The following is a 26,139-nucleotide window of genomic DNA, read 5'->3' on the forward strand; positions in this document are numbered from 1 at the left end:
TTGTGAATGAGTGAAGTCAGGGCACAAACCGATACCTGCTATGGGCCTGTCGATCAACAGGTACTGGATAAAGCCCGTGAAGTTCGCCTGTTAATCTGCGACGTTGACGGCGTGATGTCCGATGGTCTGATTTACATGGGCAATCATGGCGAAGAGCTGAAAGCCTTTAACGTCCGCGACGGCTATGGCATTCGCTGCTTGCTGACGTCCGATATTGAAGTTGCCATCATCACTGGGCGTTCAGCAAAACTGCTGGAAGATCGGTGTAAAACACTGGGCATTAACCATCTTTATCAGGGGCAATCGGATAAGGTTTTGGCCTTCAACGATCTGTTGGATAAACTGTCTGTAACGGCAAATCAGGTCGCGTATATCGGCGACGATATGATCGACTGGCCTGTGATGGCACAGGTTGGGCTGAGCGTTGCCGTGGCAGACGCCCACCCGCTGCTGTTACCACGCGCAGATTATGTCACCCGTCTTGCGGGCGGGCGTGGCGCAGTACGTGAGCTGTGTGATTTGATTCTGTTCTCGCAGGACAAGCTGGAGCATGCCAAAGGGTTGTCAATATGAGTAAAACCAAGCGTTGGCTCACCGCTTTTCTGGCCCTGTTAGTGCTTATCCTCATCGGCTTGAATATTGCGGATGACAACACGGTAGCGGCACCGTATGCAAACGATCCTGCTGTGCCGGTCTATACCAGCGAAAAGACCAACACGCAGGTATACAGCCCTGCGGGTAAGCTGAGTTACAGACTGATTTCGGAAAAAGCGGAGTATTTCAACGACGAACAGTTGAGCTGGTTTACCAAGCCTGTTGCCACGCTGTTCAATGAACAAGGCACCGCAACCTGGTCAGTACGCGCCGATCGCGCCAAGCTGACAAAAGACAAGATGCTCTATCTGTACGGCAACGTTGAGGTGAATAGCCTGACGAAAGACGCACAGCTTCAGCGCATCACAACGAATAATGCCCAGGTGAATCTGGTCACGCAGGACGTCTCTTCCGATGATGAAGTTACCCTGTACGGCGCCAGCTTCACGTCAAGCGGAATGAAAATGCGCGGGAATCTGCGTAACAAAACGGCCGAGTTGATCGAAAAGGTAAAAACCTCTTATGAAATCCAAAACCAATAATCTGATGCGTAACACCCTGATCGCCAGCTCGCTGTTCGCCGTCAGCGTTTCCGCCTTTGCCGTCACGGGCGATAGCAACCAACCTATTCGCATTGATTCAGCACAGCAGTCTCTGGACATGCAGGGCAACACGGTGACATTCACCGGCAATGTTGTCGTGAAGCAAGGGACGATTGAAGTGAAAGCCGACAAAGTCGTCGTAACGCGTCCACAAGGCACGCAAGGCAATGAAGTGGTGGAAGGCTACGGTAACCCCGTGACGTTTTACCAGATGCAGGACAACGGCAAACCGGTGAAAGGTCACGCGCAGAAAATTCGCTACGAGCTGGCCAAAGATTTTCTGGTGTTGACAGGCAATGCCTATCTGGAACAGCAGGACAGCAATGTCAAAGGCGATCGCATTACCTATTTGGTGAAACAGCAACAGATGGAAGCAACCAGCGAAAAAGGCAAGCGTGTGACGACGGTGTTAGTCCCCTCTCAGCTTCAGGAGAAAGAGAACAAGAACCAGACTTCTCGTTCTCAACAATCGCAACCACGGGTCACTGAGTAAGTTATGGCAACATTAACCGCAGAAAATCTGGCCAAAGCGTACAAAGGCCGTAAGGTTGTCGAAAATGTCAGCCTGACCGTCAATTCCGGTGAAATCGTCGGCCTGCTCGGGCCGAACGGTGCTGGTAAAACGACAACGTTCTACATGGTCGTGGGTATCGTCCCCCGTGATGAAGGGCGAATTGTCATTGACGACGATGACATCAGCCTGCTTCCTCTGCATGAACGTGCGCTGCGCGGCATTGGCTACCTGCCGCAGGAAGCCTCTATTTTTCGTCGCTTAAGCGTCTATGACAACCTGATGGCTGTGCTGCAGATCCGCAAAGATCTGACGACCGAGCAGCAGGAAGATCGTGCCAATGAGCTAATGGAAGAATTCCATATTATTCATTTGCGCGATAGTCTGGGACAATCGCTGTCCGGTGGGGAAAGACGCCGCGTAGAGATTGCGCGTGCGCTGGCGGCAAATCCGAAGTTCATCCTGCTGGATGAACCGTTTGCGGGCGTAGACCCGATCTCCGTACTGGATATTAAAAAAATCATTGAGCATCTGCGTGACAGCGGACTTGGCGTGTTGATTACCGATCATAACGTCCGCGAAACGCTCGATGTCTGTGAACGAGCCTATATCGTGAGTCAGGGCAACCTGATCGCCCACGGTTCACCGACCGATATTCTGGCCGATGAACAGGTGAAGCGCGTCTATCTGGGCGAAGGCTTCCGACTCTGATAGGGTAATATTTTATCTTTGCAGCACTTATGGGACGTTAGCGCGATTTATGAAGCAAGGTTTGCAACTCAGGCTTAGCCAGCAACTGGCCATGACCCCACAGCTCCAACAGGCCATCCGCCTGTTGCAACTGTCCACGCTTGAATTGCAACAGGAAATTCAGCAGGCACTGGAAAGCAATCCGTTGCTCGAACAAACGGATCAGCACGACGAAATCGAGTCATTCGAAAAGGCAGACAGCGATTCACTGGATACCGGTGAAGCGCTTGAACAAAGGGACATGCCGGAAGAATTGCCGCTCGACGCTACCTGGGATGAGATCTACTCCGCAGGCACGCCGTCGGGCACTGGCACTGATTATCGCGATGAAGAACTGCCGATTTATCAAGGCGAAACCACGCAAACGCTTCAGGATTACCTGATGTGGCAGGTTGAGCTGACGCCGTTTTCAGACACCGACGCCGCTATCGCGACCTCTATCGTCGATGCCGTGGACAACACCGGCTACCTGACCGTGCCGCTGGAGGACATTCTTGACAGCATCGGCGACGACGATGTGACGCTGGAAGAAGTCGAAGCCGTACTCAAACGCGTGCAGCGCTTTGATCCTGTTGGCGTCGCCGCTCGCGATCTGCGCGATTGTTTGCTAGTGCAGCTTTCCCAGTTTGCTGACAGCACACCGCGTCTGGTCGAAGCCCGCCTGATCGTCAGCGATCATCTCGATCTGTTGGCCAATCATGATTTCCGTAGCCTTATCCGCGTCACGCGCCTGAAAGAAGATGTGCTGAAAGAAGCGCTGGCGCTGATCCAATCGCTCGATCCACGGCCAGGGCAGTCGATCAACACCGGCGAATCCGAATATGTGATCCCTGATGTACTGGTGCGCAAGGTTCAAGGCATCTGGGCCGTTGAACTGAACACCGACAGCATTCCCCGCTTGCAGATTAACCAGCAGTATGCGGCGCTGGGCAACAGCGCACGCAACGACAGCGACGGGCAGTTTATCCGCAGTAATCTGCAAGAGGCGCGCTGGCTCATCAAGAGTCTGGAAAGTCGTAATGACACACTGCTGAAAGTGACCCGCTGCATCGTCGAACAGCAGCAGGATTTCTTCGAGCAGGGTGAAGAATTCATGAAACCCATGGTACTGGCAGATATCGCCCAGGCAGTGGATATGCATGAATCCACCATATCACGCGTGACGACACAAAAGTTCCTGCACAGCCCACGCGGCATTTTTGAGCTAAAATATTTCTTCTCCAGCCATGTGAATACCGATAGCGGCGGAGAAGCCTCATCAACGGCAATTCGCGCGCTGGTCAAGAAGCTTATTGCGGCGGAAAACCCCGTCAAACCGCTAAGCGACAGCAAGCTTACGGCGTTGCTCTCCGATCAGGGCATCATCGTGGCGCGCCGTACCGTGGCAAAATACCGAGAGTCTTTATCTATCCCACCATCGAATCAGCGTAAACAACTGGTTTGATCTCAACAGAGAAGGAAGACACGATGCAGCTCAACATTACCGGACACCACATCGAAATCACTGAACCGCTGCGTGATTTTGTGAATGGCAAGTTTGCCAAATTAGAGCAGTATTTTGACCGGATTAATCAGGTCAATGTGGTATTGAGAGTGGAAAAAGTTCAGCAAATTGCCGAGGCCACGCTCCACGTTAATGGTGGCGAACTGCATGCAACCTCAGAAGCGGAAGATATGTACGCCGCGATAGATTTATTGATTGATAAGCTGGCAAGACAGCTCAATAAGCATAAAGATAAACTCAAGCAGCACTAATTTTCTCCTTTGTCGTTTGGCACAGGAACAAACTCGGCCCATCCATCGGGTGGGTCGGGATCACCAGAAGTGAAAGCGTCGTTAAGTGAAAATAAAATGAACCACGATCCCGTATTGCAACTCAGCACCGTATTACGTCCTGAATGCACCCGAAGCACCGTCCATTGCCAGAGTAAGAAACGGGCATTGGAAATTATCAGTGAGCTGGCCGCCAGACAGCTTAACATTCCTTCGCAGATTATCTTTGATGCCATCCTGACCCGGGAGCGGATGGGCAGCACAGGAATCGGCGGTGGCATTGCCATTCCTCACGGCAAGCTGGAAGACGATAATGCGCTGGGCGCCATCGGTGTTTTCATCCAGTTAGAGCAACCGATCGCTTTCGATGCTATTGATAATCAGGCTGTTGATCTGCTTTTTGCCTTGCTGGTTCCGGCGGAACAATGTAAAACCCATTTGCATACCCTGTCGCTTGTTGCCAAGCGGCTGGCGGATAAAACGGTTTGCCGACGCCTGCGTGCGGCGCAAAGCGATGAAGAGCTGTACCAGATTATGACGGAAGCCGGTTAAGCCGAATGGTTGTCATGTTCACGATGACGGGCGATTCGCCGTGGGTTCAGAGAATGCTTGCAATCCCTGCGCTAAGCCGTCATTTTTTTAGCTATACATCACTTTATAAAAACAGTGGCAATGAGAATTCGCCATCACGTTGCCAGAGGGGAGTCGTCAGATGGTGCTGATGATTGTCAGTGGTCGCTCAGGTTCAGGGAAATCTGTCGCCCTGCGCGCACTGGAAGATATGGGGTTCTACTGCGTAGATAACCTGCCTGTGGTTTTACTGCCAGAGCTGGCTAATACGCTTGCGGCACGTAATATTTCCGCAGCAGTCAGCATTGACGTGCGCAATATGCCGGAATCGCCAGAGATCTTCGAGCATGCCATGGAGCAACTGCCGCCAAGCTTCTCGCCTCAATTGCTATTTCTGGATGCCGACCGCAATACATTAATCCGTCGCTATAGCGATACCCGTCGCCTGCATCCGCTCTCCAGCAAGAATCTGTCGCTGGAAAGCGCCATTGATGAAGAAAGCGATCTGCTGGAGCCGCTGCGTTCACGCGCCGACCTGATTGTCGACACCTCCGAGATGTCGGTACATGAACTGGCTGAGATGCTACGTACCCGTTTGCTCGGCAAGCGGGAACGTGAGCTTACGATGGTGTTCGAATCGTTCGGTTTCAAGCACGGCATCCCCATTGATGCGGATTACGTCTTTGACGTGCGTTTCTTGCCGAACCCGCACTGGGATCCGAAGCTGCGCCCGATGACTGGTCTGGATAAGCCCGTTGCGTCCTTCCTCGACAGGCACACCGAAGTTCACAACTTCATCTACCAGACTCGCAGCTATCTGGAACTGTGGCTGCCAATGCTGGAAACCAATAACCGCAGCTATCTGACTGTCGCTATTGGCTGTACCGGCGGTAAACACCGTTCCGTCTACGTCGCCGAGCAGTTGGCAGACTACTTCCGTTCACGCGGTAAGAACGTCCAGTCGCGCCACCGTACGCTGGAAAAGCGTAAACCCTCGTAATCGTCGGCAACCCAATACAACTAGGTACCCCATGACAGTCCGACAAACGGTTGAAATCAAAAATAAGCTGGGTATGCACGCTCGCCCAGCCATGAAGCTGTTCGAACTGGTACAGAGCTTTGATGCAGAAGTGATACTGCGTAATGACAGCGGCACCGAAGCCGAAGCCAGCAGCGTGATTGCTATGCTGATGCTGGACTCCGCCAAAGGGCGCCTTATCGAAGTAGAAGCCACTGGCCCAGATGAAGAACAGGCACTTGCCGCCGTCATCGGACTGTTCGAAGCTGGGTTCGACGAAGACTAGCGATTTCCTTAGCAGGCTATCTGCCAGTTTTCATAGCAAGGAGCACTTCACTTTCCTCCCCGAACCTCCTACTATCTACCTACATAAATCATAATATTTTCTTATACCCCTGCTCCTTTGGGCGCGGGGGTTATTTTTATATCATCTAAAAATACCAACTGGAGAGGAGTATGACGAAACCTAACCTGACAATCAGTGAATTGGATGCAGAACGTCTGGATATGTTATTGGAGCAGCCCGCCTTTGCGGACAGCGAGATCGCACAGGCGTTGAATGAGGAGCTGGATCGGGCGGACATTCTGCCTTCGGCATCGATTCCCTCACATGTCGTCACCATGAATAGTCGGGTGCGTTTCCGCGACCTGAATACCAACGAAGAGCACATCCGCACGCTGGTTTATCCGGCCGCGGTGAAAGACAGCCAAGAACCGCTGTCGGTGATGGCTCCGCTGGGCGCAGCACTATTGGGAATGCATGTGGGAAATTCGATCACCTGGCAGTTGCCAAACGGTGAAGAAACGCGAATTGAAGTGCTCGAACTACTCTATCAGCCTGAAGCCGCAGGCGAGTACCACCGCTAAAGCTGCGGGGTACGATGGCCACTATCGGCATAGAGTAACAGCCGTCGGACACTGCCGACGGCGACGGTTACTCAACGCAGAACCGATTTATTCCCCGGCGATTTTCATATCAGGCAACAGCACGGAACCACACTGGATATTGCTTCGGGTTTCGATATCATTCCCCACCGTCACAATATTGCGCAGCATGTCTTTCAGGTTACCCGCGATCGTAATCTCACTAACTGGGTACTGGATTTCGCCGTTTTCAACCCAGAAGCCAGATGCCCCGCGGGAATAATCTCCCGTCACACCGCTCACGCCTTGCCCCATCAGTTCGGTCACCAGCAGGCCTTTGCCCATCTGTTTCAGCATGCCGTTGAAATCCAGACCTTGTCCGGCAATCCGCCAGTTATGAATACCACCCGCATGACCGGTGCTCTTCATCCCCAATTTACGAGCGGAGTAGCTCGTCATCAGCCAGGTCTGCAACACGCCCGCCTTCACAATGTCACGCGCCTGCGTCTGCACGCCTTCGCTGTCGAACGGCGTAGAAGCCAGCCCTTTAAGCAAGTGCGGCTGCTCCTCTATCGTCAGCCACTCTGGCAGAATCTGCTGGCCGAGTTTATCCAGCAGGAAGGTCGATTTACGATAAACGCTACCGCCGCTGATCGCGCCAACCAGATGGCCAAACAGGCCTGTCGCGACTTCGGCAGAGAACATCACCGGAGCCTGCATGGTTGGTAGCTTGCGCGGTGACAGGCGGGATAATGTGCGGCGCGCGCACTCTTCACCCACCCATTCAGGGCTGCGCAAATCATCCAGCGCACGGCCAACGGTGTAGGCATAATCCCGTTCCATATCGCCATTCACTTCAGCAATCACGCAACTGGACATGGAATGACGGCTGGAGCAGTAGCTTTTCAGCAAACCGTGGCTATTGCCGAACACCTTAACGCCATAATGACTGTTAAAACTGCCGCCTTCGGTGTTGGTGATACGCTTGTCAGCCTGTAATGCGGCCTGTTCTGCGCGAGCGGCTAACTCAATGCCGCGATCCGCATCCAACTCGGTCGGATGGAACAGATCGAGATCCGGCGCGTCAAACGCCAGAAGATCGCGATCCGCCGGGCCAGCAAACGGATCGACAGAGGTATAGCGCGCAATATCCAGCGCGGCCTGTACAGTGCGCGCTATCGCATCCGGGCTAAGATCGGTAGACGATGCGCTGCCTTTACGCTGTTGATGATAAACTGTGATGCCCAACGCACCATCGCTATTGAATTCAACATTTTCAACGTCACCATAACGGGTACTGACGCTAATGCCTGTCGTTTTTGTCACCGCGACTTCTGCCGCATCAGAACCGGCACGCGCCAGTTCCAGCGCCTGAGCCACCGCGAGCTCCAGCGCTTTACGTTGCTCTGCAACCTGAGTAGTTATCGTCATTGTTCTGCCATAATGAGTGGAAGAAAGCTCACCATCATCATCCCCGCAACGAGCACAAAAGGGGCGTATACTCTCTATACTTCACGCAGCCAACACGTAGGTAACGTGAAGAGTGAGGAGCATAAAATGGTGTAGCATGATGCTTTCTAGTCTAACAGGATCTACGGACAATTTCGCACAAAGCCCAAACCTGTTAGTATCAGCCTCTTTTTTTCTGGTGGGCACGCTGTTCACCATCCCGGAGCCGCTACGCGTAGCGTTAGAGATTGCTCCTGGACACTTTTTAGGAGCCAACCATGAAGCAAAAGTACGAAGACTGGCTGAATGACGTCCCAGATAACCAAGAAGACGACGAAGATGATGAAATTATCTGGGTCAGCAAAAGTGAAATAAAGCGCGATGCCGAAGCGCTGAAAGATCTCGGCGCGGAACTGGTCGATCTGGGCAAAAACGCGTTGGAGAAGATCCCGTTGGATGACGATCTGCGTGCGGCGGTGGAACTGGCACAACGGATCAAGAAAGAAGGCCGTCGCCGTCAGCTACAGTTGATTGGTAAAATGCTGCGCGCCCGCGATCCCGAGCCTATCCAAACCGCGCTGGATAAACTGAACAACCGCCATAATCAGCAGGTGGCGTTATTCCACAAGCTGGAACAGTTACGTGACCGTCTGATTGAAGAGGGGGACGACGTGGTCCCTGATATTCTGGCGCTGTATCCCCATGCTGACCGTCAGCAGTTGCGTTCTCTGGTGCGTAATGCCCAGAAAGAGAAAGCGGCGAACAAACCGCCGAAATCCGCCCGCCAGATCTTCCAGTATCTGCGAGAACTGGCTGAAACCACAGACTAATGTCAAAAGCGGGATGAGGTGTATGTCTCACTCATCCCGTGCTTTATTACCTCCCCACCAAGATTAACTGCTCAGCGCGTGCTGATAATCACGCAGGATCCCAGTCAAGCGTCCCACTGGCGCGGTCACACTCGGGGGAAGCTGCTGTTCCGTCAACATCTGCTGATAACGTTCAAGCTCGTCTAACAGCTGCGTGAAATAGCGGCTACGGGTGGTGTCACGTCGGGCCAATATCACCTGCTCTGCCGTCGCGCGAATCTGACGATGAAAGGCCGACAGTGCTGCGTTTTGCGGAATATCCAGCGTTCTCAGACGCTGGTGCATGATGATCAGCCACAGTGCGAGACGATACTTGGCAATGTCGTTAGGGAAGCGGTTAAGTAGCAGGAACAGCTGTTGATACAACGCAGGCAGGTGGTTTTCCTTGCGCCGCGTCGTGTTGGTCGTCAGCGCTGAAACCGCACCATACACAAAACGGTTCAGCAGCGTTCTCCCCGTATGCGTTTTGGTGTTATCTCGGATCAGCAGGATCACCATCAGCGCCAGAAAACAGCCGATGATCTGGCCGATCGCACTGTCCAAAAATTGACTGATGTGGAACGTCATCGGGTTGTCCAACACCAGGATATTGATCGTACTGGCTAGTGCGCCCAGCGAACCGAGACGACGTTTTTGTACTTCAAGCCCGAGGAAGAAGGCCATCGCCCCCAGACTCAGGCACAGCAGCAACATACTTTGCTGCGTTGAGGGCATAATAAACATGAACATTATTGCCCCCAGCGGCAGCGCGTAGATCGTCCCGAACAGAAAATCCTTCGCCATCATCTGCGGATTCGGCAAACGCATGGCAAGCGATGTCACCACCGCAATCATCACCATACATACGCTGCCAGAGGTCCAGCCGGTGCTCAACCAGAACAAACAGCCCAGTGCAGTCGCCACGCCAGTACGTAAGCCGTTGATCATGGCATGATGAGTTTCGGCTGATGGTGCTTTAATTTCCACCTCGCTGTTCAACACGTCAGCTTCAATCGTCGTGATACGCCCGTTGGTGTGCACGCCTTTCGCTAACAACAAATAGCGCGTCGCCGCCCCCACCCAGCTAACCAATGTAGGCGGCACGTCACGGCTGTTTGCGGCAATCAGGTGTCGCAATGCTTTCACACGGCAATGCACATCGCGGAATGACTCAACGGGCTGATCCAACACCAGCTTCAGGCTGCTTTTTACAGGAGTCGGGGCATCCTGCAAAATCAGGTAGGTTTCACACGCCTGGGTAATCATCGTGAGCGACTGCGTGTGCAACGACGTTAAACGGCGGTTACTGTTCTGCCAACGTGAGGATTCCAGCATCAGGCTGCTGCGCATGCCGCTTAGCGCGGTCGTTTTACGCACCAGCGCGTGCCATGCCGCATCGATGGTTTCTTTCTCCACGCCGTTCATGCTGAGTTGCAGTAAGCGATATTGATCCACCAGCAGCTCACCAATGTTCCGGTCAACGTCCTGTTTGATCGAACGTGGCGAAAACAGTAAATCCGCCAGAATGGCACAGACAATGCCCAGTACAATCTCGCTACAGCGCTCCACGGCAAACTGCGGCGTCAGCAGCGGCGTGCCCTGCGTCGACACAATAATAATCAGCGCGGTATAGCCTGCCAGCCCGAACACATAGGCATTTTCGACTTTAACCAGTGAAGAAACCCAGGTGCAGAGGCCAGCCCAAATACAGCACAGCATTAACATCACCACCGGTGCGCGCACAGTGGCAATAATGATGATAAGTGCACCGATACAGCCGATAAAGGTGCCAATAATACGCAGAATACCACGATGACGAATGGCACCGGAAAACGGCTCGCCGCCTGCGGCAAAAGCGGGGCCGGCAGCAACAATTGCCGCTGTCAGCACCGACCAGCGCGGAGTTTCCAACTGGAGATGGAAACCCAGAAACAGGGACAGCACAATCGCAAAGCTCAGTTTGAAGGCAAAGCGCACACGCGCAAACGTCGGTGTCGTAAAGAACATAGGAACGGTTAACGAGGGCGTTTTCATCATCGTCTCGCTTAACCAAACTCACGCAGGCGATAAAGGAGACGGATAAGCGGCGACGGCTTTTTATCATTGTTGACCTGCTCACCGGTGATCACCACGGTTGCCGTCGTACCAGCCGGATAGAGGTCGCCCATTTGGCGATCGAGGCGAATTTTTACCGGCACACGCTGCGCCAAACGCACCCATTCCAGATTAGAATCCACGTTAGCCAGGCCTTTATTGTTTGCGCTGCTGCTGCTGTTATTCACGCCAGCCGCTACGCTATCCACCGTGCCATAAAATATCTTTTCGCTGCCCAACGGCGTAATTTCCACACGGTAGCCACGACGCACGCCTTCAAGCTTGGTTTCTTCCATGTACGCCAGCAGATAGAACGAATCCTTCTTCACCAGCGCTACCGCCGTGTTACCTCGTTCAATGAACTCACCGCTCTGCACATGCAGGTTGGTCACCCAGCCGTCGGCAGGGGCGCGCACCACGGTACGTTCCAGCTCCAGTTGCGCCAGTGACAACACCGCCTGCGCTTTAGCAAGCTGGTGCGTGGCGGTTTCCAGCGCATTACTGGACTGATCGATATTTTCCTGCGACATCGCACTGATGCCCAGTCGCGTCCGACGCCCTGATTCCCGACGTTTTTCCGTCACCAGCGCCTGATAATAGGCGACATCGGCTTCCGCCTGCGCCACGGCCTGATGGTAGCGTGGCTGATCGATGACAAACAGCACATCCCCTTTGTTCACCAACTGATTGTCCGTGACGCGAACATCGCTCAACAACCCACTGACGTCCGGCGCAATGGCGACAACGTCCGCCGTAAATTTGGCGTCACGCGTCCAGGGTGATTCGGTATAAAACGCCCAGATACGGAAAATGGCGACAATCGCACACAGCACAATCACCAGCGTAATAACCACGCGGCTCAGTTTTTTGATCAGCACGGCCTGCTGTCTAAACAAGGTTAAAAAGAACGCTTTCACAGACGCCTCACAGACCGTAACGGAAAAGTAAATAGAACAAACAGCAGAACAGCGCGCTGTTAAACAGCGCCGGATGCCAGACGAAGTCATAGATACCCGTCGGTTGCAGCAGGCGATTCACGACAAAAAACAGGGTCAATGACACCAGCAAGACAAAAAATACGGGGGGAAATGACAACCCGAACAGCACCATAACCGGGAGTGAACTCATCCTCTTTTCCTTTTTTCTATTAGGTAGTGGTAGCGCGCAGGTTCGCTACCGGATGGTGAATGATGTCGTCTGATGCTGACGTTCAGCCTAGACAAAAGCGCGTCATCCCGCAGGCTGTAGCCAGCGAATTAAATAGCGTTAAACTGATGAATAGCGATACCAGCAGAGACTGACTAGCGATGGGAAATCAGCGCGCGATCTACATTGGGTAAATAAACACAATCATCGGGTAGCCCTAGGTAGTGAATAATCATGGACGACCACAGGGGCGATGTCTGTTCGCTTTCGCCTTCAGTCAACACTGCCGCTTGAGCGATGGCGGACAATGCTCCACCCAGCATCACCGGATAGGCTATATTATGGATGCTTATTATCACCTTATCTACATAGTGTGATCTAAATCACTTTTAAGCCAGAGTGAATAATGGAAAGACTAAAGAGTATGTCGGTGTTTGCCCGCGTGGTGGAATTTGGTTCTTTTACCGCGGCCGCCCGCCAGTTGCAGATGAGCGTATCCGCCGTCAGCCAAACCGTCACCAAGCTCGAAGATGAACTACAGATTAAGCTACTGAACCGCAGTACGCGCAGCATTGGACTGACGGAAGCGGGGAAAATTTACTATCACGGCTGTCGCCGCATGCTGCATGAGGCGCATGAGGTCCATGAGCAACTTTACGCTTTCAACAATACGCCCATAGGCACACTGCGTATCGGCAGTTCTTCCACGATGGCGCAGAATGTGTTGTCCACCATGACTGCCGCGATGCTGAAGGAATACCCCGGTTTGTCCGTCAATCTGGTCACAGGAATTCCCGCTCCTGACCTGATTGCCGATGGGCTGGATATCGTTATCCGCGTCGGTGCATTGCAGGATTCCAGCCTGTTCTCGAAACGCTTAGGCTCGATGCCCATGGTGGTCTGTGCCGCCAAAAGCTATCTGGCACAGCACGGCACGCCGGATAAACCGGCAGATATGGTGAATTTTTCCTGGCTGGAATACAGCGTGCGTCCCGACAGCGAATTTGAGCTGATCGCCCCGGAAGGCATTTCAACCCGCGTCACGCCACAAGGACGCTTTGTCACCAACGATCCGCAAACGCTAGTGCGCTGGCTCAAGGCTGGCGCGGGTATCGCGTACGTGCCGCTCATGTGGATCGTGGATGAAATCCATCGCGGCGAAATCGAGATTCTATTTAATCGCTACCACTCCGATCCGCGCCCAGTCTATGCACTCTACACCCGCAAAGACAACCTGCCGCTAAAAGTACAGGTCTGCATTAACTACATGACGGAATACTTCAAAAACGTCGCCCTGACGTATCAGGGCTACCGGCAGAATCATAGCGAGGAAAAAAAACCGCGCTAATAACGCGCGGTCTTAAAGGGAACTCAGGACTCAGAGCAAATTACGCGGTGCCGCCAACGGTCAGGCTTTCCAGCTTCAGCGTAGGTTGGCCAACGCCGACAGGCAGGCTTTGCCCTTCTTTACCACACACGCCGACGCCTTTATCCAGCGCCAGATCGTTACCGACCATCGAGATCTGCTGCATTGCTTCAATACCAGAGCCAATCAGCGTGGCACCTTTGACTGGCGTGGTGATACGACCTTTTTCGATCAGGTACGCTTCGGACGTCGAGAAGACGAACTTGCCAGAAGTGATATCAACCTGACCGCCGCCAAAGTTTGGCGCATACAGGCCGTATTCAACGCTGGAGATAATCTCTTCTGGCGTAGATTTCCCGGCCAGCATGTAGGTGTTCGTCATACGTGGCATTGGCAAGTGGGCATAAGACTCGCGGCGACCGTTGCCCGTCGGCGCGACGCCCATCAGACGAGCGTTCAGCTTGTCCTGCATGTAGCCTTTCAGTATCCCGTTTTCAATCAGGACATTGTACTGCCCTGACACGCCCTCATCGTCCATTGAGAGGGAGCCACGGCGTCCGCTCAACGTACCATCATCCACCACCGTGCACAGCTCTGATGCGACGAGTTTCCCCATCTGTCCGCTGAACACTGACGTGCCGCGACGGTTAAAGTCGCCTTCCAGACCGTGACCTACCGCTTCATGCAACAGCACGCCCGGCCAGCCTGCGCCCAGTACCACAGGCATCGGCCCTGCGGGTGCGGCCACCGCCGACAGATTTACCAGCGCCATACGCACGGCTTCTTTTGCCCAGGCGTCGACACGCGCTTCGCCGTCCGCCACTTCCCAGAAGTAGTCATAGCCGCCACGCAGGCCGCCGCCGCTGGAACCGCGTTCACGTTTACCTTCAGATTCGACCAGCACGCTAATCGACAGGCGAACCAGCGGACGTACATCCGCCGCCAGCGTGCCATCCGTCGCCGCCACTAGCACCAGTTCATACACACCGGTCAGGCTGGCCGATACTTCCTGTACCCGTGCATCCGCAGCACGCGCGACCGTATCGGCACGCTGCAACAGCGCAATTTTGTCCTCACGCGTCAGGCTATCCAACGGATTCAACGTTGGATAAAGCGCATTATGCGATACCGCACCCAACGTGTGCGCCGTGCCAGTACCCTGCTCCCGCACAATGCTGCGTGCAGCCTGAGCACTCTGATGCAATGCATTCAGCGTGATCTGATCGGCATAAGCAAACCCAGTCTTTTCTCCGTCAATCGCACGGATACCCACGCCCTGATCGATATTGTAAGAACCGTCTTTAATGATACGATCTTCCAGTACCCAAGACTCATGGTAGCTGGACTGGAAATAGAGATCGGCATAGTCCAGACGACGCTCATTAAGCGACCCCAGCACAGCGGCGAGATCGTCAAGATTCAATTTGTTAGCGGTGAGTAACTGCTCACTGACAAACGCAAGGCTCATAGTTTTTCACTCTTTATCAGATAATCGGTTGAGTACACTGCGCAGTCCTAACGGCATTATTCGCCTTTCTTTTTGTTCGGCTCACGCAGCACTTCCTGAATCTTTGGCTGATCGACGCTACCGGAAATCTGGTAGCGAATCAGCGAAATCTTGTTCCATAGTGGTGCCAGCACTTTACTGGCAGCAAACACGGCGGCTCCCACAACTGGGTTGACGGCAAAGGCAGTCGCTACACCCACCGTTGCGGAAATTTCTGGGGCGATAACCGCTTCCATATTGACCTGTCGCTGAGCGAGGTCGAGATCGCCTTTCATCGCGATATCCGCCTCCAGCCCGTCGATCAGCATATCATCAGTATGCAACACGCCGTCTTTAATCCATGCGGTGCTGCGAATCGAATCGAAGTAAAATCCACGACCAAACGTATCACTAAAATCAAACCGCAGCTTACGCATCAGCGCATCGAAGCTCAATAAACGCAGCAGTTGCCCCGCCTGACCCGCGCCGACTTCGGCAATTTCACCCTTACCAATGCGCGTGTGCAATATTCCGCTCAGGCTGGCAATATCCGGTGCCCACGGCGTTCCACGCCAGTACAAATCGTAATCCACATCGAAAGAACCGGCCTTGAGCGGTGAATCCACGCCGAACCAGTTAGCGTTCTGTTCCAGACTGTCTCCCGTCAGGCGGCCTTTTAGCGCGCTCCGGACCCCTTCCGCATTTTCCTGCCAGGAACCGTTTACCGTCAGACGGGCTTTACCCGTATCAATAATGCCATCCGTCAGCGTTAATTTTTCCTTTTCTGGCAGCAGCGTTCCCTGAATGCTTCCCATATTCTGCCCGATAATCCAGCACTGGCGACAGTTAACCGCCAGCGACGGCCAGTCTTCAAAGCTAATGCTCGGGTCGTTCAGTGGCGATTTTTTCTCTGCTAGCGCCACCGGATTGGTCGCTTCGTTCCCTTTCCACTGAGGATTGTAGTAGAGATAATTGATGTCGCTGCGCCACATACCACGATTGGGAATCTCAACCGTTCCGTCAATTTCACGCCCTTTTGCCCGCACTTCGCTGCCAGCAAGCGTATTTTTGCGCGTAATTTCCAGATCATGCCACTGCTGACCTAGCAGCTGTAGCTCAGGCGTACGCAAGGTCACCGCTTCTGGGAAACGAAGGGAACTCTGTGCCTTTCTCCCTTCCGCCGATGTCGAGGCACGCAGCGATGGCAGGAGCCCCAGCCAGCTTTCCGCATCCAACGGCGGAAGATCGAGCACCAGCGAGGAGTTTTCTGGTAATGCAGGCGCCGCCGTTGTTCCATTCTGCCAGCTTGCTCGTGCCAGCGTCACGGTGTCGCCTTTCAGCAGCCATTGGCTATTGAAGTGGTTATCCTTGCCCAGCCGTCCCTGCATCGTGAAGCCATTCAGGTCGCCGCTGGCTTTTACCTCCAGCGGCAGGCTCTCACCAGCAGGCTTACTTAGTGGGTTAGGTAAGTGACTGCTTACTTTGCTTAAATCAGCCTGTACATCAACATTATAGGTTGCTTTACCGGAATGCGGCAGGTTAACGGAGACCATACTCTTCCAGCCCGCCAAACCGGACACGTCTTTACTTGCCGATGTCGGTAAACCAGGCAAGCGCGCAGGTTGCCAATCGCCCTGCAAGCCAACATTCACCAGAAAAGCCTTCGCTTGCTCTTCTGTGGTGAAGTTGACCGCCATTGGCTGATTCATCCAATTCGCCTGAAGCGTATCACTGCGTAAATTGCCGTTTTCATAGCGGAATTTACCCGTGAGATTCTTAATCGTGGTATTCAACGGTTTGATATACAGACTGTTATTGTTCAGCGCAATGTCGCCACTGGCGCGAACATCGTCACCAGCAAGCGGAATATCCAGATGCAGCGTGCCTTTCACCGGCCCGCCAATTTTCAGTTCATCCAGCGCCGTACCCAACGAGGATTTCAGCGGCGTCTGATTAAAATAGTTCCCCACTTCAGGCCCCGGACCTTCCAGCTCGCCATCAATGAGCAGCATCTCTTTTTCATAATCGGGAATGACCGCGCTAATATTCTTGCCTTCTACCTTGCCCAGCCAGGTTTGTGGCGCAAACATCCATAAGCCGTTGTTGGCGAAATCCAGATTAATATCCAGCGGCGTCAGCGCAGGCCAGCCCGGTTGGAACTCGAAGGTCGCCTCTTTCACCGGCACCCAGACTTCAAACTGACCTTCATTATGCGTATACGGGAAATGTTGCGGATTACCGGCAAAGATCAGCGTCGCGTTATCGACACGACCGCCTTTCAGCGCACCGCTCAGATAGTCCACCAGCTCGGTGCCCATAAACCATTCAGGATAATAGCGCCAGGCATCCGCTGCATCGGTCAGCCGAATACCCGCCAGAATATCTAGCTTCGGCTCTTGTTTGACTGGCTGTTCGTAACGGAAATCACCATTCGCCCATAGCGATTTCGCCTGCACGTCCAGACCATGACTCCAAAGCGCCAGACCCTGTGCGTCATTACGCCAGTCAATCGTGCCGCTAGCCTGCTTGATTTCCAGCGGCGCGCGGAACATATCGACATAGGGCAGCGTGCTCTGATCTAACGCGACGCTAACCTGACCACGCTCGGCGCTACCGCGGGCAGAGCCAGAGAAATGATTAACACCCGGCAGCAATTTCCACTGCTTCCAGCTCACGTCCTGCCAATTGGCCTGAAAGCGGCTTCTCTCCGGCTGTTGCAGAGGAATATCGACCGCAACGGTATTCAATGTGCCCGTCGGTTTCAGTTCTGCCCAACGTTCTTTCAAGGCTGGCGTAGTGCTGGAAAGCAGCGGAAGCAGCGTACTTACCCGCTCCAGCGCCAGATCACTGGCTCGAACGCGCAGTTCTTCTTGCCGATCGGGTCCTAACATGTGTTCGTTTTTTGGCAGCCAGAGAGCAGAGAGACGACCTTTCGGCCAGGCGACGCCATCCGTTGCCAGATTCAATTCAGGTACATCCACCAGCCAACCATTCTCCTGACGGCTGACATGCAGCGCCATGTCATCGACCTTCAGGCGATGTGCATCGCGGCCTTCACCCCAGTTGGCCGTTCCCTGATTCAGGAACACATCACCGCTGTGGATGTCGCCTTCACGAACGTTCAGCCAAGCCGCTAGGCTAAAGTCAGCACTTTCCAGCCCAGTCGTGTTTTTCATCCAGCGGCTGAGCCAGGGCTTCATATCGATATTGTCAGCCTGCAGGTAGAACGTGCCGTTGCTGAGCAGCCCCTGCTCATCGTGCAAGTCCATGCGCATTTGCACCACGCCGTGCTGACCGTTAAAACTCGACAGGCTGATCAAACCTTCCGCACGATGACGTTTGTCGGTATTCAGCCAAGTCAGTTGCGGAATACTCAGCTCCGCGCGGGAACCGGAAGGCGTCAGGAAGGTGATATGGCTATCACGCAGGTCAAAGTGATCAAACTGGCGCAGGAAAAGGTCACTAACCTTTCCTGACTCCATCAGTTTGGTGTCCTGCTGCTGCCCTGTGAATTGGCTATTAATATCAAGCTTTAACTGGTGAAACGTGAGATCGCGAAACTGCCAGCGCCCGTGTAACAGCGACTGCCACACATCCAACGCCAGCGTAATGCGATCAACCTGCCAGTCTGATTCAGGCAGGGACGTGCGAAATTTTTCAATCTCCAACGTGGGGCCAAAGGACTCCCAGCGCCCCGTCATCGAGCCAATTTCCAGCGGAACACCCGCCGCAGACTGCGCCCAGGCCACCAACTGTGGCCGGAAGTGATCGAGCTGCGGCAGTACCAGTCTTAAGCCGCTGACTAACAGCGCAACCATCACGACAAGCGTGGCACCCGTGATGACGAGTATTCCGGGCAGTCGCCTCACTACTATCTCCTTCTTTCGTCGCCGACGACGAGCGCACGAATTTACATCATGACGACGTCAAACTGCTCCTGGCTATACAGGGGTTCGATTTGTACTTTGACCTGCTTGCCGACGAAAATTTCAACCTCAGCTAAGGCGTGTGATTCGTCGCTTTTCAGCGCTTCTCCGACCGCCGGTGAGGCATAGACTAGGAAACGATCGGTGTCATACGCATGGTGGACACGCACAATTTCACGCATGATTTCATAGCAGACGCTTTCTACCGTCTTCACCGTGCCGCGACCGTGACACGTCGGGCATTCATGGCAGAGCACGTGTTCAATACTCTCACGCGTGCGTTTACGCGTCATCTCCACTAATCCTAGTTGAGAGAAGCCGTTAATACTGGTTTTAACCCGATCTTTACTGAGCGCCTGCTCCAGTGAATGCAGAACGCGCCGACGGTGATCTTCATTATTCATATCGATGAAGTCGATAATGATAATACCGCCGAGGTTACGCAGACGCAGCTGCCGCGCAATCGCCTGCGTGGCCTCTGTGTTGGTATTAAAAATGGTTTCATCCAGATTACGATGGCCGACAAACGCCCCCGTGTTGATGTCGATGGTCGTCATCGCCTCAGTCTGATCGATGATCAAATAGCCGCCGGATTTCAGTTCAACCTTTCTGTCCAGCGAACGCTGGATCTCATTTTCCACATCAAACAGGTCAAAAATGGGCTGTTTACCCGCATAGTGTTCGAGTTTGCGGGTCATCTCTGGGATATATTCGGAGGTAAATTCCAGCAGCGCTTCATAGGTCAGCCGAGAGTCAATCCGAATGCGATCCAACGCCGCACCAGCAAAATCACGCAAAATACGCTGAGCGAGCGCCACTTCACCATAGAGCTTGCATTTGGTCTGGTTGCGTTTTTTGCGTTGCATCACCTTGCCCCACAGGCGCTTCAAAAACGCCGCATCCTGCGAAAGCTCTTCTTCACCGATCCCTTCTGCTGCGGTACGGATGATGAAACCACCGTCATCGTCACAATACTCGGCGACCGTCTTCTTTAAGCGCTCACGTTCCGCTTCGCTCTCAATCCGCTGTGACACGCCAACGTGCGATGCGCCGGGCATAAACACCAGATAGCGCGATGGCAACGTGATATCCGTCGTCAGACGCGCGCCTTTGGTTCCGAGTGGATCTTTGACCACCTGCACCATGAGATCCTGTCCCTGACGCACCAGTTCGGCGATATCACGGACGTGAAAATTCTTCTGTTCGTCACCGGCAACACATTCGGTGTGCGGCATAATATCGGACGCGTGCAAGAATGCCGCTTTATCCAGACCGATATCCACGAATGCCGCCTGCATGCCCGGCAGAACGCGGCTCACACGGCCTTTATAAATGTTGCCGACAATACCGCGCTTCGCATCACGCTCAATGTGGATTTCCTGCAGAATGCCGCCGTCAATATAGGCAACGCGCGTTTCTGAAGGTGTAACGTTTACCAGTAACTCAGCAGTCATGTTTTCCTCTTGCACTCCGCAACGCAGCGAAGTTACTGAATAGCTCATGGGTTTCTACCAGCGGCAGCCCTACCACCGCGTAATAGCTCCCGTTAAGTGACCGGACAAAGCATCCCCCTTTGCCCTGAATACCGTAAGCCCCAGCTTTATCCATCGGCTCGCCGCTAGCGATATACCGTTCGATATCCTGCTGCGAGAGCGGGCGGAAGACGACGTCGGTGATCACCAGACAACTCAATATATCGTCTTTATCTGCCAGCGCGACGGCCGTCATCACCTGATGTGGTTTCCCAGACAGCTGGCTCAACATCTCTGCAGCATGGGCTTCATCTTGCGGTTTTTCCAACACCTGCCCATTCAGCACCACGATGGTATCCGCCCCCAGCACTGCCAAATCGAGCGGTGCAACCGCGACACCCGCTGCGGCTTTTTCATGTGCCAGACGCCGGACATAGACTTCCGCCGTTTCCTCCGCTAACCGCTGCTCTTCCACCGCGACGTTCAATACAGCAAAAGGAATATCGAGCTGCGCGAGCAATTCACGACGGCGGGGAGAAGCGGAAGCTAGGTAAAGCTGGGTCATTAATCACCTTATTGCACAGTAAACTGACGGCGAATTTTACGCATCAGCAGGAACAACCACGGCCAGAGTACGCCATCCACGACGCTATTCCAGAATGTTTCTGGTCGGAAAGCGACATTTATAACTAAAAATTCTGCCCAGAATACCGTGAGGTCCATCAGCAGCGACAACAACATGACGATTAATGCCTGCTGCCATAACGCCATATTTCGGAACAGTTGGAATTTAAATGCGACCAGATAAGAAACAATGCTCAACGCCAGCGCCCGTACTCCCAGTGTAGACCCAAGAATCAGATCCATAATCAGACCTAATATAAATCCTGTGCCGACATTCACCCGATGTGGCAATGCCATCACCCAATAGATAAGGAACAGCGTCAGCCAGGAGGGGCGAAACATGTAGATTTCATCCGGCCACGGCATAATCTGCAAAACCATAGCGATCAGAAAAGAAAGCCAGATAATCCAGTTGCCATGCCTGCGATAACGGTTCATTGACGGCCTCTCTGCGGCTCGACAGTGGGCGCAGCGGCATCAGGAGGAAGCGGCGGCCCCATGTCGTCAGGCGACGGTAAAACCTGCGGCATCATCTGCATCAGGCGTTCATTAGCAACCCGATGAACTTCCGCCGGCGGCAGCGACGTATTGGAGTTATTCTCCACGCCCCACAGTAACAGCAGATAGCGCAAACGCTGCAATCCCGCCGTCGGTCGAGCCTGAATAATCGTATAGGCCCGCTGTGTATCGGCTTTGACCGATGACACAACCGCGACCGGATACCCTTCTGGGAAACGTCCACCCAGACCCGATGTGACCAGCACGTCACCGACACGAATATCAGTATTGTTAGGGAGGTGTTCCAGTTGCAGATCGTCAGCGCAGCCATTACCGGCAGCAATCACCCGGATATCATTGCGCAACACCTGAATGGGCAGCGCGTGGGAAACATCACAAATCAACAAAACTCGGCTGGTAAACTCACCAACCGCCACAACCTGACCCACCACGCCTTTATCGCTGATGACCGGTTGCCCTTCATACACGCCGTTCGCCTGACCTTTATCAATCACGACCTGATCGCTGTAAGGGTCGGTTCCGGCAGACATCACCTGCGTTACCATCTTATGCTCATCCTGACGCAGCGGCGAGCCGAGCAATTCACGTAACCGCGCATTTTCCTGCTTGAGCTGGCCCAGCAACAGCAAGTCGCTGTTTTTCATCAACAGTTCCTGACGCAGTGCGGTATTTTCAAGGCCTAATTGCCCACGGGTTGCCAGTGAGGCAGACATATTGTCCAGAACCTGACGGGGCCCATTCGCCAGAAAATAAAATGGGCTGACGGCGGTATCCATGTACGTTCTGATTTTGACGAACGAACCAAGCCGACTGTCCGCAACGATCACGACAATCGCGGTAACGACAGCAAGAAAAAGTCGTAATTGCAGGGAAGGCCCCCTGCTAAAAAGCGGCTTCATAAAATTTGCGTATTCCTCGACAGCAACCTCAAATCGCCCCTGGCGATTTTTAACGTCACAAAGCGGCACCCCGTAGGGCGGATTTCATTCGCTCAGGCAAATAAAAAAGGGGTAACCACGAGAGATGAAAAACGCAGGCGTTCATCCATCCGGTCCCCCCTTTTCCAGACAGGATTACTCCTCGCTGAACAAATCGCCACCGTGCATGTCGATCATTTCCAGCGCCTTGCCGCCACCACGGGCAACACAGGTCAGTGGATCTTCAGCCACCACGACCGGAATACCGGTTTCTTCCATCAGCAAGCGATCCAGGTTACGCAGCAGCGCGCCGCCGCCGGTTAACACCATACCGCGTTCGGAAATATCGGAGGCCAGCTCCGGTGGGCACTGTTCCAACGCCGCCATGACCGCGCTGACGATACCCGTCAACGGCTCTTGCAGCGCTTCCAGAATTTCGTTGGAATTCAACGTGAAACCACGCGGCACACCTTCAGCCAGGTTACGACCGCGTACTTCAATCTCAAGCACTTCATCGCCCGGATACGCAGAGCCGATTTCATGCTTGATACGCTCCGCCGTTGCTTCACCGATCAGTGAACCATAGTTACGGCGAACGTAGTTGATGATCGCTTCATCAAAGCGGTCACCACCAATACGGACAGAAGAGGAGTACACCACGCCATTCAGCGAGATCACCGCGACTTCCGTGGTACCACCACCGATATCTACGACCATGGAACCTGTCGCTTCGGATACCGGCATGCCAGCACCGATCGCAGCCGCCATCGGCTCTTCGATCAGGAACACTTCACGGGCACCCGCACCAAGTGCAGATTCGCGAATGGCACGACGTTCAACCTGGGTTGCGCCTACCGGAACACACACCAGCACGCGCGGGCTCGGACGCATAAAGCTGTCGCTATGCACTTGCTTAATGAAGTGCTGCAACATTTTTTCCGTGACCTGGAAATCGGCGATAACACCGTCTTTCATCGGGCGAATCGCCACGATATTCCCAGGCGTTCTGCCCAGCATCTGCTTAGCGTCGTGACCTACCGCCGCCACGCTTTTTTGGGAACCGGCGCGATCCTGACGAATCGCAACCACGGAGGGTTCATTCAGTATGATGCCCTGCCCTTTAACGTAAATCAGGGTATTGGCGGTACCCAGGTCGATGGACAAGTCGTTGGAAAACATGCCACGAAATTTCTTAAACATAACTAAAGGATAATCCTGCAAGCTGGGGGCGAAAAATAAATCCGCCTACTTTACCAACCACACGAAGCAGCGACAAGGCACGAAAAGGCTCTGCTTCGGTGAAAAATGAGTCTGCGTTGCGCTCGTCGGCGTCAGGGAGAAGGCACAACATGCTTTCTCCTCAGGCGGCAAGGCATCTTACCGCTGTCCACCCGACAGCATTGCGCTAACACAGGACATAAAATCTAACATTTAATCGGATTGCCGCTATCGTAAGCACACACTAACCGATTTAACAACCGCCTCATTCTACGTCAATTTGCACAGGACGTTTATACTAAACACGATGCCGCGATGAATATTTTTTCAGCTCATCCGTTACAAGGACTGATGCGGCAAAAAAATCCCCTTGCCCACCATAGACACCCTTGCCCAACAGCATTCGCCACTCCTCTTTGGTACGCACGCCAGCGGCAAACACCCGCGTTTGCGTGCCTTTACAGGCTTCGGTCAGGCTTTGTACAAACAGCTGATTTTCTGGGCGGCGTTCAAGACTACGCACCAAACCGGGATGAAGCTTGATGATCTCCACGGGGAGTGACTTGATATACGTCGTACTCACCAGCGTTAAACCCGCCTGCGTGACGGCCAGACGACAGCCTAATCCCAGAATCACATTAAGAACGGGTCGCAGGCGGCCGATATATTGACAAACATCTGCCTCTGCAAGTTCAAATAAAATGCGCTGCCGCTGCGTTTTCGGACATTGGAGTAAGATTTCTTTAAGCCAACGCAGGAAAGGCTTCTGCAAAAGTGAGTCTACACTTACCGGCAAAGCCAGTGTTTCTCCAGGCCAGCTCGCTGATAAATCAATAATACGCGCCACCAACTGCCGATCATAGCTGGCTGCCAGCCCCAGTTGTTGAACCAGCGGCATATACTCCGCGGCGAGCAGTTCCTGTTCTCCGTCGTAGATCCGGCTCATCATTTCACGATGATGTACCACGCCCTCTTTCGTGACAGCGGGTTTCTGATACAGCCGCGGGCCGCCGCGGGCCAACGTCTGTTCCAGCAACGTGCGCCATTTCACACTGCCACGCCCTTTGTCTGGCACCTGCCTGTCAAACACACACCAACTATTACCGCCCTGCAACACCGCGTTGCGTGTCGCGTCCTCCACGCTCTCCATCACCTGCTCGGCACTTTGCCCGCCGCGATAGGCACAGATACCAATGTGGAGAACGTCCTCGCGATCGATCAACGGACAGGCGGGGAGAATATCGATAGACTTCACCAACTGCGTGGCAATTGCAGTGGCTTCCTTTAGCGTGCTGTGGGGGAGCAATACGGTGAAATCGCTGCTGAAGTAACGCGCCAGCAGCGCGGAGGGATAACGCATGACAAACGTCGATAGCAGGTTGATCAGCGTGAAACGGTATTCCTGAAGTGCACTGGTATAGCCATGCGTTTCCTGCAAGGTTTCAAAATCGGGTACGCGGATCATCATGACAACGCCGTGCGTCCCCACTTCTTCACCCTCTTCCAACTGCGTGGTCAGCTGATTATCAAAAAACAGACGATTACTCAGCCCAGTTTCGGCATCCTGTGCGGCGAACGCGCGAATTAAGGTATCAACCCGCCCGCGTTCCTCACGCGCTTCGACTAAATCAGACAACAGTTTATCGAGCGCGCCGCTGGTATTCACCGGCCATTCACGTACCGAGCCCTGCATAACCGATTCACGTTCGCCCTTGAGAATACGCTGTGCCCGCGCCTCCAACTCTTCCTGCCCAGCAACCTGCAGACGCAACCAGCGAATGGAAAAGTACAGCATGAGAAGCATCAAGCCCGCAGCCAGCAATACCGATAGCGTCGACACCACGAAACGCGGTAAACCAATCAGCGGGTCGACATATTTCAAGGCGACCGTCATGTTCAGATGATGCATCAGCGGAAATTCAACCTCGTGATAGAGGTGTGTGCGTTCCCAGCCAGCCTCAGGCAACTGTATTGAATAGAGTGTCGAATCGTTGTCCTGAATATCCAGCGCCACAATGCCTGCCGTTTTCATCATTCCCGGCAGCCAATATTGAATATTTTCGGGCGATTGCACTAATAGCGCCTGATCGATACTGGCCGTGACCTCGCGTAGCTGCTGCTCGGTTCGCAACTGGCTATAATAACAGAGGCTAAATATGGTACTGAAAAACATAAGAAAAATGGCGAGAACCGTCAGCAATACTATGAGTATCGAGAACCTGGTCGTAAATCCCATCCCTGCGTCCTATTCCAAATAATTGTTATTTCTGCGAGTTTGTTGTTTTTTATCAGTTCGCATAGGCCAGCTACATAGTAGCTTTTTTAACAAACAGTACCTTTTAACAAACAGTACCTGTAATAACTATACCCTAAATAATTCAAGTTCCAGGAC

25 protein-coding genes are annotated in these 26,139 nt (G+C 53.5%); 12 read left to right on the forward strand and 13 right to left on the reverse strand.

Annotation, left to right across the window (positions count from 1 at the left end; genetic code table 11):
- Positions 1-6: 6 nt before the first annotated feature.
- The 10 genes from kdsC (at position 7) to rnk (ending at position 6,685) form a co-directional block, all read left to right on the forward strand.
- Positions 7-573, forward strand: a complete 567-nt coding sequence (kdsC, locus tag H0247_RS16985; RefSeq protein ID WP_180743590.1) for a 3-deoxy-manno-octulosonate-8-phosphatase KdsC — start codon at positions 7-9, stop codon at positions 571-573.
- Positions 570-1,136: an LPS export ABC transporter periplasmic protein LptC gene (gene lptC / locus H0247_RS16990; RefSeq protein WP_180743591.1), complete on the forward strand. Its 567-nt coding sequence runs from the start codon at positions 570-572 to the stop codon at positions 1,134-1,136. Before kdsC ends, lptC begins: the two co-directional genes overlap by 4 nt.
- Positions 1,117-1,689, forward strand: a complete 573-nt coding sequence (gene lptA / locus H0247_RS16995; protein WP_180743592.1) for a lipopolysaccharide ABC transporter substrate-binding protein LptA — start codon at positions 1,117-1,119, stop codon at positions 1,687-1,689. The genes lptC and lptA overlap by 20 nt, the downstream gene beginning before the upstream one ends.
- A gap of 3 nt (positions 1,690-1,692) precedes the next feature.
- Positions 1,693-2,418: an LPS export ABC transporter ATP-binding protein gene (lptB, locus tag H0247_RS17000; RefSeq protein WP_010296638.1), complete on the forward strand. Its 726-nt coding sequence runs from the start codon at positions 1,693-1,695 to the stop codon at positions 2,416-2,418.
- Positions 2,419-2,467: 49 nt separating this feature from the next.
- On the forward strand, positions 2,468-3,901 hold the full coding sequence (gene rpoN / locus H0247_RS17005; protein WP_180743593.1) for an RNA polymerase factor sigma-54: 1,434 nt from the start codon (positions 2,468-2,470) through the stop codon (positions 3,899-3,901).
- 23 nt (positions 3,902-3,924) lie between these two features.
- The gene (gene hpf, locus H0247_RS17010; protein WP_011091920.1) at positions 3,925-4,212 is read left to right on the forward strand and encodes a ribosome hibernation promoting factor; all 288 of its coding nucleotides are present in this window, start codon (positions 3,925-3,927) and stop codon (positions 4,210-4,212) included.
- A gap of 96 nt (positions 4,213-4,308) precedes the next feature.
- Entirely contained in the window at positions 4,309-4,782 is a 474-nt protein-coding gene (gene ptsN / locus H0247_RS17015) for a PTS IIA-like nitrogen regulatory protein PtsN (RefSeq protein ID WP_039279069.1), read from the forward strand.
- Positions 4,783-4,942: 160 nt separating this feature from the next.
- Positions 4,943-5,800, forward strand: coding sequence for an RNase adapter RapZ (rapZ, locus tag H0247_RS17020; protein WP_180743594.1), 858 nt, complete (start codon positions 4,943-4,945; stop codon positions 5,798-5,800).
- Between the two features lie 31 nt (positions 5,801-5,831).
- Complete coding sequence (npr, locus tag H0247_RS17025; RefSeq protein WP_010296626.1) at positions 5,832-6,104, forward strand: PTS phosphocarrier protein NPr; 273 nt, start codon at positions 5,832-5,834, stop codon at positions 6,102-6,104.
- Positions 6,105-6,274: 170 nt separating this feature from the next.
- Positions 6,275-6,685, forward strand: a complete 411-nt coding sequence (gene rnk / locus H0247_RS17030; protein ID WP_180743595.1) for a nucleoside diphosphate kinase regulator — start codon at positions 6,275-6,277, stop codon at positions 6,683-6,685.
- 87 nt (positions 6,686-6,772) lie between these two features.
- On the opposite strand, the gene pmbA is transcribed toward rnk, so the two are convergent.
- On the reverse strand, positions 6,773-8,113 hold the full coding sequence (pmbA, locus tag H0247_RS17035; RefSeq protein ID WP_180743596.1) for a metalloprotease PmbA: 1,341 nt from the start codon (positions 8,111-8,113) through the stop codon (positions 6,773-6,775).
- Positions 8,114-8,409: 296 nt separating this feature from the next.
- Here pmbA and yjgA point away from each other — a divergent pair, with 296 nt between their 5' ends.
- Positions 8,410-8,961 (forward strand): ribosome biogenesis factor YjgA, encoded by a 552-nt coding sequence (yjgA, locus tag H0247_RS17040; protein ID WP_012772989.1) that lies wholly within the window; start codon positions 8,410-8,412, stop codon positions 8,959-8,961.
- A 63-nt stretch (positions 8,962-9,024) separates the two neighbouring features.
- Here the strand turns inward: yjgA and aaeB are convergent, their stop codons facing one another.
- The 4 genes from aaeB to H0247_RS17060 form a co-directional block, all read right to left on the reverse strand.
- Positions 9,025-11,013, reverse strand: a complete 1,989-nt coding sequence (gene aaeB / locus H0247_RS17045; RefSeq protein ID WP_180743629.1) for a p-hydroxybenzoic acid efflux pump subunit AaeB — start codon at positions 11,011-11,013, stop codon at positions 9,025-9,027.
- A gap of 11 nt (positions 11,014-11,024) precedes the next feature.
- Entirely contained in the window at positions 11,025-11,990 is a 966-nt protein-coding gene (gene aaeA / locus H0247_RS17050) for a p-hydroxybenzoic acid efflux pump subunit AaeA (RefSeq protein WP_180743597.1), read from the reverse strand.
- A gap of 7 nt (positions 11,991-11,997) precedes the next feature.
- Positions 11,998-12,201, reverse strand: coding sequence for a p-hydroxybenzoic acid efflux pump operon protein AaeX (gene aaeX, locus H0247_RS17055; protein ID WP_005975424.1), 204 nt, complete (start codon positions 12,199-12,201; stop codon positions 11,998-12,000).
- Between the two features lie 173 nt (positions 12,202-12,374).
- On the reverse strand, positions 12,375-12,578 hold the full coding sequence (locus tag H0247_RS17060; RefSeq protein WP_180743598.1) for a hypothetical protein: 204 nt from the start codon (positions 12,576-12,578) through the stop codon (positions 12,375-12,377).
- A 47-nt stretch (positions 12,579-12,625) separates the two neighbouring features.
- On the opposite strand from H0247_RS17060, the gene aaeR reads away from it, so the two are divergent.
- The gene (gene aaeR / locus H0247_RS17065) at positions 12,626-13,567 is read left to right on the forward strand and encodes an HTH-type transcriptional activator AaeR (protein WP_180743599.1); all 942 of its coding nucleotides are present in this window, start codon (positions 12,626-12,628) and stop codon (positions 13,565-13,567) included.
- 40 nt (positions 13,568-13,607) lie between these two features.
- Here the strand turns inward: aaeR and tldD are convergent, their stop codons facing one another.
- From tldD to csrD, 8 genes are all read right to left on the reverse strand, one after another.
- Entirely contained in the window at positions 13,608-15,053 is a 1,446-nt protein-coding gene (tldD, locus tag H0247_RS17070) for a metalloprotease TldD (RefSeq protein WP_180743600.1), read from the reverse strand.
- A 56-nt stretch (positions 15,054-15,109) separates the two neighbouring features.
- Complete coding sequence (gene yhdP / locus H0247_RS17075; RefSeq protein ID WP_180743601.1) at positions 15,110-18,940, reverse strand: AsmA2 domain-containing protein YhdP; 3,831 nt, start codon at positions 18,938-18,940, stop codon at positions 15,110-15,112.
- A gap of 41 nt (positions 18,941-18,981) precedes the next feature.
- Entirely contained in the window at positions 18,982-20,451 is a 1,470-nt protein-coding gene (rng, locus tag H0247_RS17080; protein ID WP_180743602.1) for a ribonuclease G, read from the reverse strand.
- On the reverse strand, positions 20,441-21,034 hold the full coding sequence (locus H0247_RS17085) for a nucleoside triphosphate pyrophosphatase (RefSeq protein WP_180743603.1): 594 nt from the start codon (positions 21,032-21,034) through the stop codon (positions 20,441-20,443). The genes rng and H0247_RS17085 overlap by 11 nt, the downstream gene beginning before the upstream one ends.
- An 8-nt stretch (positions 21,035-21,042) precedes the next feature.
- Positions 21,043-21,531: a rod shape-determining protein MreD gene (mreD, locus tag H0247_RS17090; protein WP_180743604.1), complete on the reverse strand. Its 489-nt coding sequence runs from the start codon at positions 21,529-21,531 to the stop codon at positions 21,043-21,045.
- Positions 21,528-22,511, reverse strand: a complete 984-nt coding sequence (gene mreC, locus H0247_RS17095) for a rod shape-determining protein MreC (RefSeq protein WP_180743605.1) — start codon at positions 22,509-22,511, stop codon at positions 21,528-21,530. Before mreC ends, mreD begins: the two co-directional genes overlap by 4 nt.
- Positions 22,512-22,685: 174 nt before the next feature.
- The gene (gene mreB, locus H0247_RS17100) at positions 22,686-23,729 is read right to left on the reverse strand and encodes a rod shape-determining protein MreB (RefSeq protein ID WP_010300322.1); all 1,044 of its coding nucleotides are present in this window, start codon (positions 23,727-23,729) and stop codon (positions 22,686-22,688) included.
- Positions 23,730-24,045: 316 nt separating this feature from the next.
- Entirely contained in the window at positions 24,046-25,983 is a 1,938-nt protein-coding gene (gene csrD / locus H0247_RS17105) for an RNase E specificity factor CsrD (protein WP_180743606.1), read from the reverse strand.
- Positions 25,984-26,139 lie beyond the last annotated feature (156 nt).

The sequence above is a fragment of the Pectobacterium sp. CFBP8739 genome (genome assembly GCF_013449375.1).
In the GTDB taxonomy this organism is placed as follows: domain Bacteria; phylum Pseudomonadota; class Gammaproteobacteria; order Enterobacterales; family Enterobacteriaceae; genus Pectobacterium.